The 13,590-nt window shown below is 70.3% G+C and carries 15 protein-coding genes; 7 read left to right on the plus strand and 8 right to left on the minus strand.

Translation table 11 applies throughout. The features are described from left to right. Positions 1–34 precede the first annotated feature (34 nt). Positions 35–1,546, plus strand: a complete 1,512-nt coding sequence (locus ACLJPX_RS23675) for an alpha/beta hydrolase (protein WP_410602556.1) — start codon at positions 35–37, stop codon at positions 1,544–1,546. A 102-nt stretch (positions 1,547–1,648) separates the two neighbouring features. On the opposite strand, the gene ACLJPX_RS23680 is transcribed toward ACLJPX_RS23675, so the two are convergent. After that, positions 1,649–1,891 (minus strand): DUF2630 family protein, encoded by a 243-nt coding sequence (locus ACLJPX_RS23680; protein ID WP_101606663.1) that lies wholly within the window; start codon positions 1,889–1,891, stop codon positions 1,649–1,651. A gap of 95 nt (positions 1,892–1,986) precedes the next feature. Here ACLJPX_RS23680 and ACLJPX_RS23685 point away from each other — a divergent pair, with 95 nt between their 5' ends. Continuing rightward, positions 1,987–2,343 carry a thioredoxin family protein gene (locus ACLJPX_RS23685; RefSeq protein ID WP_020637318.1) on the plus strand — a complete coding sequence of 119 codons (357 nt, stop codon included), beginning with the start codon at positions 1,987–1,989 and terminating at the stop codon, positions 2,341–2,343. Between the two features lie 85 nt (positions 2,344–2,428). Here the strand turns inward: ACLJPX_RS23685 and ACLJPX_RS23690 are convergent, their stop codons facing one another. Then, on the minus strand, positions 2,429–3,358 hold the full coding sequence (locus ACLJPX_RS23690) for a proline dehydrogenase family protein (protein WP_410602010.1): 930 nt from the start codon (positions 3,356–3,358) through the stop codon (positions 2,429–2,431). Between the two features lie 17 nt (positions 3,359–3,375). Then, positions 3,376–5,013 (minus strand): L-glutamate gamma-semialdehyde dehydrogenase, encoded by a 1,638-nt coding sequence (gene pruA, locus ACLJPX_RS23695; RefSeq protein ID WP_410602011.1) that lies wholly within the window; start codon positions 5,011–5,013, stop codon positions 3,376–3,378. A 129-nt stretch (positions 5,014–5,142) separates the two neighbouring features. Here pruA and ACLJPX_RS23700 point away from each other — a divergent pair, with 129 nt between their 5' ends. Continuing rightward, positions 5,143–6,735: a PucR family transcriptional regulator gene (locus ACLJPX_RS23700; protein WP_410602558.1), complete on the plus strand. Its 1,593-nt coding sequence runs from the start codon at positions 5,143–5,145 to the stop codon at positions 6,733–6,735. A gap of 74 nt (positions 6,736–6,809) precedes the next feature. On the opposite strand, the gene ACLJPX_RS23705 is transcribed toward ACLJPX_RS23700, so the two are convergent. From ACLJPX_RS23705 to ACLJPX_RS23715, 3 genes are all read right to left on the minus strand, one after another. Continuing rightward, complete coding sequence (locus tag ACLJPX_RS23705) at positions 6,810–7,046, minus strand: S1 RNA-binding domain-containing protein (RefSeq protein ID WP_101606659.1); 237 nt, start codon at positions 7,044–7,046, stop codon at positions 6,810–6,812. A 153-nt stretch (positions 7,047–7,199) separates the two neighbouring features. After that, positions 7,200–8,240, minus strand: a complete 1,041-nt coding sequence (locus ACLJPX_RS23710) for an LLM class flavin-dependent oxidoreductase (RefSeq protein WP_410602012.1) — start codon at positions 8,238–8,240, stop codon at positions 7,200–7,202. A gap of 7 nt (positions 8,241–8,247) precedes the next feature. After that, complete coding sequence (locus ACLJPX_RS23715) at positions 8,248–8,640, minus strand: DUF6221 family protein (RefSeq protein WP_101606657.1); 393 nt, start codon at positions 8,638–8,640, stop codon at positions 8,248–8,250. Positions 8,641–8,823: 183 nt separating this feature from the next. Here ACLJPX_RS23715 and ACLJPX_RS23720 point away from each other — a divergent pair, with 183 nt between their 5' ends. Genes ACLJPX_RS23720 through ACLJPX_RS23730 form a run of 3 tightly spaced genes read left to right on the plus strand, consistent with a single transcriptional unit; the run spans position 8,824 to position 11,146 of the window. Then, a complete protein-coding gene (locus ACLJPX_RS23720; RefSeq protein ID WP_410602013.1) occupies positions 8,824–9,312 on the plus strand; it encodes a hypothetical protein in 489 nt (162 codons plus the stop codon). A gap of 50 nt (positions 9,313–9,362) precedes the next feature. Continuing rightward, positions 9,363–9,791: a MarR family winged helix-turn-helix transcriptional regulator gene (locus ACLJPX_RS23725; protein ID WP_410602014.1), complete on the plus strand. Its 429-nt coding sequence runs from the start codon at positions 9,363–9,365 to the stop codon at positions 9,789–9,791. Then, positions 9,788–11,146 carry an MFS transporter gene (locus ACLJPX_RS23730; RefSeq protein WP_410602016.1) on the plus strand — a complete coding sequence of 453 codons (1,359 nt, stop codon included), beginning with the start codon at positions 9,788–9,790 and terminating at the stop codon, positions 11,144–11,146. The genes ACLJPX_RS23725 and ACLJPX_RS23730 overlap by 4 nt, the downstream gene beginning before the upstream one ends. Here ACLJPX_RS23730 and ACLJPX_RS23735 read toward each other — a convergent pair. Together ACLJPX_RS23735 and ACLJPX_RS23740 are read right to left on the minus strand one after the other, a co-directional pair. After that, positions 11,143–12,162 (minus strand): DNA polymerase domain-containing protein, encoded by a 1,020-nt coding sequence (locus ACLJPX_RS23735; RefSeq protein ID WP_101606654.1) that lies wholly within the window; start codon positions 12,160–12,162, stop codon positions 11,143–11,145. The genes ACLJPX_RS23730 and ACLJPX_RS23735 overlap by 4 nt on opposite strands. Positions 12,163–12,190: 28 nt before the next feature. Further along, a complete protein-coding gene (locus ACLJPX_RS23740) occupies positions 12,191–12,748 on the minus strand; it encodes a GNAT family N-acetyltransferase (protein ID WP_410602018.1) in 558 nt (185 codons plus the stop codon). A gap of 24 nt (positions 12,749–12,772) precedes the next feature. Here ACLJPX_RS23740 and ACLJPX_RS23745 point away from each other — a divergent pair, with 24 nt between their 5' ends. Further along, complete coding sequence (locus ACLJPX_RS23745; RefSeq protein WP_410602019.1) at positions 12,773–13,459, plus strand: TVP38/TMEM64 family protein; 687 nt, start codon at positions 12,773–12,775, stop codon at positions 13,457–13,459. The last annotated feature ends 131 nt before the right edge of the window (positions 13,460–13,590 follow it).

The raw sequence follows: 13,590 nt of genomic DNA on the forward strand, positions 1-13,590 counted from the left end.
CCGCCGCACGCCACGGCTGATCCTGACCACGGCCATGGTCACGGCCGCGCTCGCGGGCTGCACGGCCGGTCCGTCGGTCCGGCCGGCGGTGATCGACAACGACGGCAAGGCCGATCCCGGCTCGTCGACCACGGCGCAGCAGGTACCGCTGCCGCCGCTCACCGAACCGCAGTCGCCGTCCATCAAATGGGAGAACTGCGACGAGGCGACCCGGCAACGGCTTGGCCAGCCGTCCGTGCCGGACACGCTGAAGTTCTCCTGCGCCAGGGTGCCCACCACGCTCGACGCGCCGGATCTGCCCGGCCGCGGGCTCTCGCGGATGACGGTGGTCAAGACCGGCGGCGGGCCGATCCCGCTGGTCGTGGTCAACGACGTCGACGGTGAGCCGGGTTCGCTGTACGCCGCGCGGCTGGCCGCGGCGCTGCCGCCCGAGTACCTGCAGAAGTTCTCGCTGATCGGCGTGGACCGGCGCGGGACCGGGGCGTCCGCGCCGGTGCAGTGCATCCCGGCGGAGATCCGCACCGACCTGCTCGGCGGGGACCCGGCCGCCGGCGACCTCGAAGCGGTGGTCGACGCGGCGCGCAAGGCGGGCCAGCAGTGCGCGATCGAACTGGACGACTCGCAGGTCGCGATGGACAGCTGGCGGGCAGCGGGCGACCTCGAAGAACTCCGGGAGCAGCTGGGGCTGGACAAACTGCACGCGCTGGGCCGCGGTGACGGTTCGAAGGTCCTCGCCGAGTACGCCGTGCGGTTCCCGGCACAGGTCGGCCGCGTCATGCTCGACGGACTGCCCGACCCGGCCCCCGATGCGGCCGCCGTCCAGGAGTCCATCGCCGCGAGCGCGCAGGCCACCCTCGACGCCTTCGGTGCCGACTGCATCGCCAAGGGCTGCCCGATCGGCGACGCCCGCGCGGCCGTGACCGCGGTGGCGGACCGGCTCCGCGCAGCGACCGCGATGACCACCGACGGGGTGGAGATCACGCCGGGGATCGCTTTGTACGCCGTCTATTCCGGGCTCGCGCAGCGCTCGCGGTGGGTGGAACTCGCCGAGGCGCTCAAGACCGCGCAGACCGGCGACGTCACGCCGCTGGCCGCGTTCGCCGAACCGGTGCTCAAGGACTCCCGGGCCCGGCCGACCCGGCTGGACGGCACGCTCGCGACCAAATGCAACGACAGCGCGACACGGCTCTCGGCCGAAGAACTCACGCGCGTGACCACGACCCTGCGCGACAAGTACCCGCAGTTCGGCGTCTTCGCCGCGCAACAGCTGGCGTGGTGCAGCCCGTGGCCCGTGCGCCGCGAACCGCTCCCGCCCGCGGGTGCCCCCGGCGCGCCGCCGATCCTCGTCGCGGGCACCGCGACCGACCCGGTCACGCCGGAACAGGGCACCGGCCGGGCCGCCGACCAGATGCCGAGCGCGGTCACGATCACCTGGCAGGGCTCCGGGCACGGCGCGCTGGGCCTCTCCCCCTGCGTCACCGACGCGACGCGGGCCTTCCTGATCGACGGCAAGATCCCCGTCGACGGCACCCTCTGCCCCGCCTGATCCCTCACGTTCCGTGCCCCCCGCGCGCGCTATGAAAGGCCCGTTACTTGCAAATTTTGCAAGTAACGGGCCTTTCATAGCGTCGGGCGGCCGCGAAAAGCGCTACTGCCGGTAAGACTCCACCTCGGAGACCGGCCGCACCGCGGCCCCGTCCGGGTCCTCGTCGAACTCGACCCGCGCCCGCCGCTGCCGCAGCAGGTCCCAGCACTGGTCGAGCTGCTGCTCCACACCCGCGAGCCGGGCCCGGTCGTCCGAACTCAGCCCGGCGCCGATCGCCCGCGAGCGGAGTTCGTGCTCCTCGCTGACCAGTTCGTCGATCCGGCTGAGGATGTCCCCGTCGGCCATGTGCGCCTCCTGCGAAACGAAACCTGGGTTGCTCCATAAGAGACGCTACGCGCTCTCGCGGGAATGTGCGCCCAGCCTGTTTCGTTACGCCGGACATGAGCACAGTTGAGCTGACCGCCGCCAACTTCGATCAGGTCGTGTCCGAGAACGACTTCGTGATCATCGACTTCTGGGCGGGCTGGTGCATGCCGTGCCGCCAGTTCGCGCCGACCTACGAAAAGGTGTCGGGCAATCACGACGACATCGTGTTCGCGAGCGTCGACACCGAGGCCGAACAGCAGCTGGCCGCCGCCTTCGACGTGCGCTCGATCCCCACGCTCGCGGTGATCCGCGACAAGACGGTCATCTACGCGCAGCCGGGCGCGCTGCCCGAGAAGACGCTCGAAGACCTGATCCAGCAGGCGCGCGACATCGACATGGACAAGCTCAAGGAAGAGGCACAAGAAGCCTGAACCGAAAAGAAGGGGCCCTTCCCGGCGGATTTCGCCGGGAAGGGCCCCTTTGTACTTCAGCGGAACCGTGCCACCAGGGACCGGGTCAGCCCCGGGTGGCGAGTCCGCGCAGGAAGAACGCCAGGTTCGCCGGGCGTTCCGCCAGCCTGCGCATGAAATAGCCGTACCATTCGTCGCCGTAGGGGACGTAGACGCGCATCGTCTTGCCGTCGCCCGCGATCCGGCGCTGCTCTTCGGGACGGATCCCGTACAGCATCTGGAATTCGTGGTCGTCCGCCTTGCGGTCCGTGTCCATCACGAGCTTCTCGGCGATCGCGATCATCCGCGGGTCGTGCGAGGCGACCATCGGATAACCCTTGCCCTGCATGAGGATCTTCAGGCAGCGCACGTAGGACTTGTCCACTTCGGACTTGTCCTGGAACGCGACCTCTTCGGGTTCGGCGTACGCGCCCTTGCACAGCCGGACGCGGGAGCCTTCGCCGGAGAGGTCGCGGCAGTCCTGTTCGGTCCGCCGCAGGTAGGCCTGCAGCACCGCACCCACCCACGGGTACTCGGTGCGCAGTTCCCGGAGGATGCCCAGCGTCGAGTCGGTGGTGGTGTGGTCCTCCATGTCGAGGGTGACCGTGGCACCGACCGCTTCGGCCGCCGCGCAGATCTTGCGGGCGTTCTCCAGCGCGACCTTCTCGCCTTCCGCGGGCAGGAACTGGCCGACCGCGGACAGCTTCACCGAGACGTCCGCGCCGAACGCGAGACCGTCGGCGGCCAGCGCGGACAGCAGTTCCTCGTAGGCGCGGACGGTCGTCGCGGCCTGCTCGGCGTCGGTGGTGTCCTCGCCGAGGTGGTCGAGGGTGACCCGGAGGCCGTCATCGGCCAGTTCGCGGACCACCCGGGCGGCGTCGGGCGTCCCGGCACCGGCGACGAACCGGCTCACCACCGATCGGGTGGCGGGAACGACCTCGACCAGCTTGCGCATCCGCTGGGATCGAGCGGCGGCGAGCAGCGGGGCACGCAACATCACGGACTCCTGAGAACTCAGCCCTGGTGGGGGTAACGGACGGAGGTGGGCGGAACGAAGGTCTCCTTGACCGAGCGCGGGCTCGTCCAGCGGAGGAGGTTGAACACCGAACCGGCCTTGTCGTTGGTGCCGGACGCGCGACCGCCGCCGAAGGGCTGCTGGCCGACGACCGCACCGGTCGGCTTGTCGTTGACGTAGAAGTTGCCGGCGGCGAAGCGCAGCGCCTCGGACGCCTTCGCGACGGCCGTGCGGTCGTTGGCGATGACCGCGCCGGTGAGCGCGTAGTCGGCGGTCTCGTCGATCAGCTTCAAGACGTTGTCGAAACCCTCGTCGGTCTCGTCGTCGTAGACGTGGAGCGAGAGGATCGGGCCGAAGTACTCGGTGCGGAAGATCTCGTGGCCCGGGTTGTCCGAAACCAGGATCGTCGGGCGCACGAAGTAGCCGACGCTGTCGTCCGCGGTGCCACCGGCGATGACGTCGATCTCGGCGTCCTCGGCGGCGCTCTTCAGCACGGCGGCGTGCTTGTCGAAGGCACGGCGGTCGATCACGGCGCCGCCGAAGTTGCCCAGGTCGTTGACGTCGCCGTAGGTGATGGCCTCGGTCTCGGCGATCAGGCCGTCCTTCAGGCTCGCCCAGAGCGAACGCGGGACGTACGCGCGGGACGCGGCCGAGCACTTCTGGCCCTGGTACTCGAAGGCGCCGCGGACCAGCGCGGTGCGCAGGATGTCGACGTCGGCCGAGGAGTGCGCGAGCACGAAGTCCTTGCCGCCGGTCTCGCCGACCAGACGCGGGTACGTGCGGTAGCCGGAGATGTTGGCGCCGACGGTGCCCCACAGGTGCTGGAAGGTCGCGGTGGAGCCGGTGAAGTGGATCCCGGCCAGGTCGCGGTGGGTCAGGGCGACCTCGGAGACGGCCTTGCCGTCACCCGGCAGCAGGTTGATCACGCCCGGCGGCATGCCGGCCTCTTCGAGCAGGCGCATCAGCAGGTGCGCGGCGTAGCTCTGCGTCGGCGACGGCTTCCACAGCACGACGTTGCCCATCAGCGCGGGCGCGGTCGGCAGGTTGCCGGCGATCGCGGTGAAGTTGAACGGGGTGATGGCGTACACGAAGCCCTCGAGCGGGCGGTGCTCCATCCGGTTCCAGATACCGGGCGAGCTGACCGGCTGCTCGGCGAGGATCTGGCGGCCGAAGGCGACGTTGAAGCGCCAGAAGTCGATCAGCTCGCAGGCGGAGTCGATCTCGGCCTGGAAGGCGGTCTTCGACTGGCCGAGCATGGTGGCGGCGTTCAGCCGGGCACGCCACGGTCCGGCCAGCAGGTCGGCGGCACGCAGGATGATCGCGGCGCGGTCGTCGTAGGACAGCGCGCGCCAGCCGGGAGCGGCGGCCTTGGCCGCGGCGATCGCGTCGTGCGTGTCCTGCGCGGTCGCGCTGTGGATGACGCCCAGCACCGCTTTGTGGTTGTGCGGCTGGACGACCTCGATCTTCTCGCCGCCGCCCTTGCGCTGCTCACCACCGATCGTCACGGTGATGTCGATGGGGTCCGCGCCGCCCAGCGACTTGAGCGCGCCCTCGAGTTCAGCGCGCTCCGCGCTGCCCGGCGCGTAGTTCAGCACCGGCTCGTTCTTCGGGGCGGGGGTCTGGGTCACGGCGTCCACTGACTGCTCCTGACTTCACTTCGCCGGGTAGAGGTCTCACCCCGAACGTTAGACCGGACGAGTCCGCCGCGGCTTGTTCGACTGGCTAGAATCGGGGTGACCATCTTGTCCGATCGGCTTAATTCGGTGATTACAGCGACTAGTGATTCGACCACTGCCGCCTCCCTGCGGCATGTCCTCGCCACTCTCGGGGAACCGCTGGTCAGGGTGCTCGCGGCACCGAGTGGGCTCGGGGTCGAGGTGGGGGACGTCGTCATCCACGATCCGGAGGATCCGCCCGACGCCCATCCGGGTGATCTCGTCCTGGTGATCGGCGCCCGCGGCCGGGTCGCGGCGGGCGCGATCCGGGCGGCGGGGCGGTCGGGGGCGGCCGCGGTGGCGGTCAAGAACGGCTCGGCGGTCGTGAACGTCGCGACCGACGCGGGGATCGCCCTGATCGAGGTCGGCCACGAGGCGCGCTGGGAGCAGGTCGAGGCGCTGGCCAGGGGTGTCGTGGACGCGGCCAGGGCCGGGGGCGAGGCGGACAGCGGCGAGGTGCTGGGCGACCTGTTCTCGCTCGCGCAGACCATCGCGACGCTCACCGGCGGCCTGGTCAGCATCGAGGACACCGCGAGCCGCGTGCTGGCCTATTCGCGAGCGGGCGACGAGGTGGACGAACTGCGCCGTCTCTCGATCCTCGGCCGTGAAGGCCCGGAGCGGTACCTCGCGATGCTGCGCGAATGGGGTGTCTACCAGCGACTTCGCGCCGGGGAGGGCATCGTCCGCATCGACGAGCGGCCCGATCTCGGCATCCGGCGCCGGATCGCGGCCGGGATCCACGCCGGGTCACAGCCGCTCGGCACGATCTGGGTCCAGGAGGGCGCGCATCCGCTCACCGAAAGCGCGGAAATCGCGCTGCTCGGCGCGAGCCGGGCGCTCGCGCCCCAGCTGATCCGGCACCGGACCCTGCCCAGCCCGGAACTCCGGCTGCGCGAAGACCTGCTGGCGGGACTGCTCGACGGCCGCCTCGACGTCGAGTCCGTGGCCGACGACATCGGCGCGGATCCCGGGAAACCGGCCATGGTGCTGGGATTCTCGCTCCCCCGCGACCGCGCGGCGACCGACCGGCAGCTGCGGCGGGCCGAGCTGGTGCACCTGATCACCGTGCACACCGCGGCGTACCGGCGGAGTGCGCTGGTGAGCGTGATCGGCGGCCGGGTCTACGCGCTCCTGCCGGATCTGCCCGAACACGCGGAGACCCGGATCTTGGCACTGGCCAAGGAAATCGTCGGTACCGCGCAACGGCACCTCGACGTCCGGGTGCGCGCCGCGCTGGGCGGCGTCGTGCCCCGTCTCTCTGACGCGGCGGCCTCGCGGGGCGACGCGGACCGCGTGCTGGCGACGATGGCGCGTGGTCACGGGACCGCGGACGTCGCCTCGCTGGCCGACGTCCGCGCCGAGGTCCTGCTCTCCGAAGTGCTCGCTTTCCTCGGCGATCAGCCGAGGATCCGCGATCCGCGGCTGGCCGAACTGATCGCGCACGACGCCGAACACGGCGGGATCCTGGTTCCCGCGGTGCTCGCGTACCTCGACGCTTTCGGTGACGTCCGGCGCGCGGCGCGCGAGCTGAACATCCACCCGAACACGGTGCGGTACCGGGTGCGGCGCGCGGCCGAGGTGTCCGGGATCGACCTGGACGACCCCGCGCAGCGCATCCTCACCCAGCTTCTCCTGCGCCTCTAGACCGCGTTTCGTCCTCTAGTTGCGGTTGTACGCGTTACGAACTACCGCAACTAGAGGACGAATCGCGAGGGGGGTCAAGCCAGGGTCAGGCTGAACCGCCGGTTCTGGACGTCCAGCTTGTCGAGCCGCACCGCGACGGCCGCACCGGCGGTGAGCGGGCCGGCACCGCCGACGGTCGGCAAAAGACCCTCCATCCCTTGGGCCACTTCGACGAACGCGCCGAACGGCAGCACCCGCGTGACGACGCCGTCCAGGACGCCACCGTCGGCGTTGGCGACGACGAAAGCGCGCCAGTTCTCGTTGGGGGACATGCGATTCACCTCCTCTCCGCGCATCGTCCACCACACAGGGACGCACACGGAGGCGGGCTGCGGGCCCGCGCGGAGATCAAGCGTCGGCCGGGGAACCCGTCCGCTCACGGCACGAGGCCGACCCGGCAGTCATGGCCGTGACACTAGCAAGAATCACGACGCCGTGGCGAGGCTCCGCAGCCCCGCGACCTCGGCGAGGGCCCGATAGGAATCCAGCCGTTCCGCTTGGTCGAAAGTGCTGGTGGTCACGAGGATCTCGTCGGCGCCGGTGGTGGCGACGAGGGCGGCCAGCCGGTCGCCCACCTCGTCCGGGGTGCCGGCGATCTGACCGTCGAGTGCCCGGTCCAGCCGCTCACGGTCGCGTTCGGACAGTGCCCCGGTGAGGATCTCCTCCACCGGCGACAGCGGCGGGAAGACCCCGTGCGTGCGCGAGTAGACCGTCGACCACGCTTCGGGAATCAGCAGCCGTCGCGCGGCTTCGGCCGTCTCCGCGACCGCGATCGCCGTGGACACCACGACGTACGGCCGCGAAGCCTGCACCGAAGGACGGAAGCCGGAGCGGTAGCCCTCGATGGCTTCGAGCAGCGGCCCCTCGCCCCGGACCGGCGCGATCACCAGCGGCAGCCCCAGTTCCGCGGCCAGCCGCGCCCCGGCGCCGGTGGCCAGCAGGAACGCGGGCACGCGCAGCCCCTCCGCCGGAATGGCGTGCACGCCCGGATACGCCGTCTGGTCTCCTGACAGGAAGCCCAGCAGTTCCCGGACCTGGTCGCCGAAGCGGTCGGCGTCGTCCTTCTCGTGCCCGAGTGCCTGGCGGACGCCGCCGGTGAACCCGACCGACCGGCCCAGCCCCATGTCGATCCGGCCGGGGAACAGCGATTCGAGGACACCGAACTGTTCCGCGACCACCAGCGGCCGGTGGTTCGGCAGCATCACGCCGCCGGTGCCGACCCGGATCCGCTCGGTCGCGGAGGCGACGGCGGCCGCCAGCACCGTCGGCGCCGAACCGGCGACGCCGGGCACGCTGTGGTGCTCGGAGACCCAGAATCGGTGATAGCCCAGCGCTTCGATGTCCCTGGCGAAGGCGACCGTGTCCCGCAGCGCGCGGGGCGCGTCGCCACCACGGCGGGTCGGGGACCGGTCCAGTACCGAAAGCGTGATCACCCTCGGGTCAACGCGCCCGGACCCGGCGGGCATTCCCCGCTCAGGGGCGCCAGCGCTCGCTGTAGTCCGCGTGGTCGGCGTGCGGCAGGGCCAGCAGCCGCAGGGTCAGGCACCAGTTCGTCCCGGCCTCGTCGGCGGGCACGTTGCACGTCTCGCACCAGTACTCGTTGCCGTACAGGGGGAATCCCGGGACCTTCTCCGAAACCGTGGTGCGGTGCGCCTGCAGGAGCCTGCGGGTCGCCTCGATCTCGTTGATCATCTGATTGACCACATCGAGCTCGATGTCGTTCATCGAACGGATCTTCTTTTCGATGACGACCTTGGTCTCACCGCGATTGAGCGATTCGCTGATCTCGGTTTTCTTGACCGCCTGCATGATCAACGCCTGGCGTTGCCCCACACGCGCGGCGAGAAAGGCGATCAAGTCGTCCACAGGTACTCCTTCGTCTCCCCCAGCCTAGTGTTCGGGTGAGACTGTCGCTGGCAGGAAGCCCGGCGTTACGACAAGGTCCCACGCGTCACACAGTCTCGTATCGGTCCGCCGCGGAGCGGTAACAGGTTTCTAGATCGACACGAAAGCGCAATCACTCCGCGAGCAAAAACGAAGAAGAGATGGATGACGAGCACGAATTGGTCACCGATACCGCACGCGTCGTCACGAAATGCGTTCCCGCTCGTGGCCGGGCTCGCCGTCGCGCTCACTTTGGGCGCGGGCGTCGGAGTGGTGGCGGCCACTAAACCGAGAGTGCTCGACGCGGCCACGGCGCCTGCCCCGGCGACGGTGACCGTCACCGCGGAGGCCACGCCCGCGCCGACCGTGACCGTCCCGGCGCCCCCGGTCACCTCGGGACGCGCCGTCCCCACCGCTCCCGCGAACCGGTTCGCCGACGGGACCTACCTGGTCGGCACCGAGGTCGAAGCGGGCTCGTACCGCTCGCCCGGGCCGGTGCCGGGCGGCAACGGGCACTGTTACTGGGCGAGGCTGCGCACCGGCGGCGTGTCGAAGATCCTGGCCGACCAGCTGACCACCGGCGCAGCCCGGTTCACCACCCGCAGAGGCGAATACGTGCAGGTCGCGGGCTGCGAGTTCAGCCTGTCCCCGTAGATACGCAGTCATAATTGCGCAGTTTCACCTGCGCAAGTTAACCTGCGGACATGGACAAGACCGCCGCACGCGCGGCCCACGACATCCGCGTCGCCTTCAGCAGGCTGCGGCGCCGCCTGCGCGAGAACTACGGCAGCGGCGACCTCACGCCGTCCCAGACCTCCGTGCTCAGCAGGCTCGACAAGGACGGCGAAGCGTCGGTCAGCGACCTGGCCGCGCTGGAAGGCATCCGCCACCAGTCGGTCGCGACCACCGTCGGTGTCCTCGTGGAACGGGGACTGGCCGCCCGCCGCCCGGATCCCGAGGACGGACGGCGTCAGCTGATCTTCGTCACCGACGACGGCCGCGCCTTCCTCGACGAGCGACGTCGCGCCGGGGAGGGCTGGCTCGCCCAGGTCCTGGAAACGCACTGCACCGAAGCAGAGCGACGCACGCTGATCGAAGCGGCGGCCGTGCTGGAACGGGTCGTGCGGCGGTGAGCACGGACTTCGACCGGCGGCTCCTGCCCCCGATGATGCTCGGAGCGGCCCTCAACCCGGTCAACTCGTCGATCATCTCCGTGTCCCTGGTGCCGATCGGCGTGGCCTTCGGGGCGCCGCCCGCCCAGACGGCGTGGCTGGTCTCCGCGCTGTACCTGGCCACCGCGATCGGCCAGCCGGTGGTGGGACGGCTCATCGACCTCTTCGGGCCCCGCAGCCTGTTCCTGGCCGGGGCGGCGCTGACCGGGATCTCGGGCGTCGTCGGCATGCTCGCCCCCGGTTTCGGCGTGCTCGTCGCGTCCCGGGTGCTCCTCGGTTTCGGCACCTGCGCCGGCTATCCGGCGGCGATGCACCTCATCCGGAGCGAGTCCCTGCGCACCGGGAAGGACAGCCCGGCCGGGGTCCTCACCGCGCTCGCCATCACCACGCAGACCATCGCCGTCGTGGGGCCCAGCCTCGGCGGACTGCTGATCGGGGTCGGCGGCTGGCGCGCGACCCTCGCGATCAACGTCCCGCTCGCCTTGGCCGGCCTGTACCTCGGCTTCCGCCGTCTCCCGGCGACACCCGTCCCCCACCGCGGCGGCCGGAGCATCGTGCGCGAACTGGACCTGCCCGGCATGGGCCTGTTCGCCGCGGCGCTCGTCTGCCTGCTGCTGTTCCTGATGGACGTGCGGGGCGGCGACTGGTGGCTGCTCGCCGTGACCGTCGCGGCGGGCGCCGGATTCACCTGGCGCGAACTCCGGGCACGGCAACCGTTCATCGACGTCCGCCTGCTCGGCGGCAACCTGCCGCTGCTGGCCACCTACGGGAGGGCCCTGCTCAGCTTCGTCGTCAGCTACGCCTTCCTCTATGGCTACACGCAGTGGATGGAGCAGGGCCACGGGCTGTCCGCGTCGGAAGCCGGGCTCGTCCTGCTCCCCCTGTTCGCCGTCGGGATCATCGCCTCCACCGTCACCGGTCGCGACAAGGCCGTCCGCGGCAAGCTCCTGATCGGCTCGCTCGGGCAGGTCGCCGCCTGCGCCCTGCTGCTGTTCCTGAACGACGGCAGCCCGATTTGGGCGCTCCTGGCCGTCGTGGTGGTCCTCGGGGTGCCGCAGGGGTTGAACAACCTCGCGCTGCAGAACTCCGTGTACCACCAGGCCCACGCCGAACGGATGGGCTCGTCGGCCGGGCTGCTGCGCACCTTCGGCTACCTCGGCGCCATCGTCGCGTCCGCGGCCAACGGCGCCTTCTTCGGGCAGCGCGCCGACAGCGGCGGCCTGCACCACCTGGCCGCGTTCATGCTCGTGGTCAGCGTGCTGTTCCTCGCGCTGACCGTCGCGGATCGCTCGCTGGCCCGCGTCGGGCGGGCCTAGGTGTCGTCGCGCGCCTTGCTGGGCTGGACCCGCTTCGGCTCGCCCGGCATCTTTGGATAGTCGGGCGGATACGGCATCTCGCCGAGGCCGTGGTCGCGCTCGTCCCGCGCGTACCACTCCAGCAGCGTCTCGATGCCGAACGCCTGCTCGTCCATCGGCGCGTGGAGGTCACCGCGCTCGGCGTAGAAGGCGCCGGCGGTGAGGACGTCGAAGTCGTCCGGGTCGACCTCGGTGAGCAGATCCCAGGTCAGCGGGGTCGACACCGTCGCGCGCGGCGTGCCGCGGACCGACCAGGCCGACGCCACCGTGCGGTCGCGGGCTGCCTGGTTGTAGTCGATGAAGACCCGGCCGCCGCGCTCTTCCTTCCACCACGCGATGGTCGCCTTCCCGGGAATCCTGCGCTCGACCTCGCGGCCCAGCGCGATCACCGCGTGGCGGACGTCGATGAAGTCCCACTCCGGCCGGATCCGCACCAGGACGTGCACGCCGCGGCCGCCCGAGGTCTTCGGGTAGCCGACGAGCCCCGCCGAGTCGAGGACCTCGCGCACCACGCCGGCGACCTCGACCGCGTCGGAGAAGCCCGCCTCGTCCGGCGGGTCGACGTCGATGCGGAGTTCGTCGGGATGGTCGACGTCAGGCCGCCGCACCGGCCACGGGTGGAAGTCGAAGGTGCCCAGGTTCGCCGCCCAGGCGAACACGGCGGGTTCGGTCGGGCAGACCTCTTCGGCGGTCCGGCCCGACGGGAAGGTGATCTTCGCGGTCTCCACCCAGTCCGGGGCGCCCTTCGGCACGCGCTTGGCGTAGAACCACTCGCCCTCGACGCCGTCGACGTAGCGCTTCAGCGTCGTGGGCCGCTCGCCGACCGCGCGCAGCAACGGCACGCCGACCGCGACGTAGTGCTCCACCACCTGGCGCTTCGTGATGCCGCGGGCGGGGAAGTACGGCTTGTCCGGACTGGAGACCCGGACCTTGCGCTCGCCTACCTCGACCTCGATCGGCTCACCGTTCTTGGGCATGCGCCCACCGTAGCCAGTCCGGCGCTGCTCAGGGCCGTGGATCGTTCTTCAAAAGTGCCATCGTGATGACGTCATGCCATTCGCCGTCCCACCACAGGGCTTCCCGCTGAAGTCCCTCGCGGACGAACCCGCACTTCTCGTAGACACGCTGGGCCCGAGGGTTGAAGTCGAACACCTCCAGCGAGACACGATGGACGCCGACGACGTCGAAGGCGAAGTCCAGGATCAGCTTCGTCGCCTCGGTGCCGTATCCCTTGCCGAAGACGCCGGGCCCGGTCAGCGCGATCCGGAACGAGGCCGAGCGGTTGTGCTCGTCGAAGTCCGAAAGCACGACATCGCCGAGGTAGACGCGATCCACCTTGCGCAGGATCGCGTAGTCGGCCCGGTCGTCGAGTCCCGGCCGCGAGGCCAGCCAGTTACGGATCTGTTCCTCGGTGAAGACGGTGTGCGTGCCGGTCAGCCGGGTGGTCTCCGGCTCCTGAAGCGCCCGCCAGGCGGACTCGAAGTAGGACTCGTCGAGCTGCGCCAGCACGATGTTCTCGCCGGTGAGTTCGGGCTGCGTCCGCAGCGCGTCGGTGTCGATCACAGCGAATACCGTACGGTTGACGCAGTGTCCGGCCGTACCAAATTAATTCTCGCGCTCACCGTGCTCGCCCTCTTCGTGACGGCCGCGGTGCTGCTGCCGATCCCGAGCCCGGCCGGGCTGCGGGCCTGGGCCGCCGGACTCGGCCCGGCCACACCGCTGGTGTTCTTCCTGATCTATTCGGTACTCACCGTGGCGCCGATCCCGCGCACCGTGTTCAACCTGGCGGGCGGGCTGCTGCTCGGCGCCACGACGGGCATCGTCGTCGGCATCCTGGCGACCACGGTCGCCTCCGGGCTCTCGTTCACCCTTTCGAGGGCGCTGGGCCGCGACCTCGTCACCCGGCATCTGCACCGGGCCAGGGTCCGCGCGGTCAACGACCGGCTTTCCGACGGCGGGGTCCTGGCGATCACGTCCTTGCGGCTGATCCCGATGGTGCCGTTCGCTCCGTTCAGTTACCTGTGCGGAGTGTCATCGGTCCGTTTCGCTCCATATCTAGCGGGGACCGCGCTCGGCAGCCTGCCCGGCACTGTCGCCGTCGTCGTCCTCGGTGACGCGCTGACCGGGGAAACCCCTCCCGCCCTGCTGATCTGTTACGCCGTTTTCGCCGCCGCGGGGGCCATCGGGCTGATCAAGGTCTTCCGGCGGAAGGCCGTTCCGGTGGCCGAACCGGTCGGCGAGGAAGAAACGCCCGCGTCCGCACCGGCGAGCTGACGGGGATCCGAAACCACAGCCCGCTACACTCGATCGGGTGCGTGGGACCATCACGACCGCGTAACGCCACCATCACCCCGGGCCCTTGTTCGTCAAAGAATGTGTCAGGAGCAGTCGCCATCGACACCGGT

It is taken from the genome of Amycolatopsis sp. lyj-90 (genome assembly GCF_046549035.1).
In the GTDB taxonomy this organism is placed as follows: domain Bacteria; phylum Actinomycetota; class Actinomycetes; order Mycobacteriales; family Pseudonocardiaceae; genus Amycolatopsis.

What these genes read in the sequence shown, in the direction of transcription:
- ACLJPX_RS23705 (WP_101606659.1), bottom strand. Translation starts at nt 7,046, where the DNA reads ATGTCCCCCAACGAGAACTGGCGCGCTTTCGTCGTCGCCAACGCCGAC.
- ACLJPX_RS23710 (WP_410602012.1), bottom strand. Translation starts at nt 8,240, where the DNA reads ATGCCCGCCGGGTCCGGGCGCGTTGACCCGAGGGTGATCACGCTTTCG.
- ACLJPX_RS23690 (WP_410602010.1), bottom strand. Translation starts at nt 3,358, where the DNA reads ATGTTGCGTGCCCCGCTGCTCGCCGCCGCTCGATCCCAGCGGATGCGC.
- ACLJPX_RS23685 (WP_020637318.1), top strand. Translation starts at nt 1,987, where the DNA reads ATGAGCACAGTTGAGCTGACCGCCGCCAACTTCGATCAGGTCGTGTCC.
- ACLJPX_RS23680 (WP_101606663.1), bottom strand. Translation starts at nt 1,891, where the DNA reads ATGGCCGACGGGGACATCCTCAGCCGGATCGACGAACTGGTCAGCGAG.
- ACLJPX_RS23720 (WP_410602013.1), top strand. Translation starts at nt 8,824, where the DNA reads ATGACGAGCACGAATTGGTCACCGATACCGCACGCGTCGTCACGAAAT.
- ACLJPX_RS23675 (WP_410602556.1), top strand. Translation starts at nt 35, where the DNA reads ATGGTCACGGCCGCGCTCGCGGGCTGCACGGCCGGTCCGTCGGTCCGG.
- ACLJPX_RS23725 (WP_410602014.1), top strand. Translation starts at nt 9,363, where the DNA reads ATGGACAAGACCGCCGCACGCGCGGCCCACGACATCCGCGTCGCCTTC.
- ACLJPX_RS23735 (WP_101606654.1), bottom strand. Translation starts at nt 12,162, where the DNA reads ATGCCCAAGAACGGTGAGCCGATCGAGGTCGAGGTAGGCGAGCGCAAG.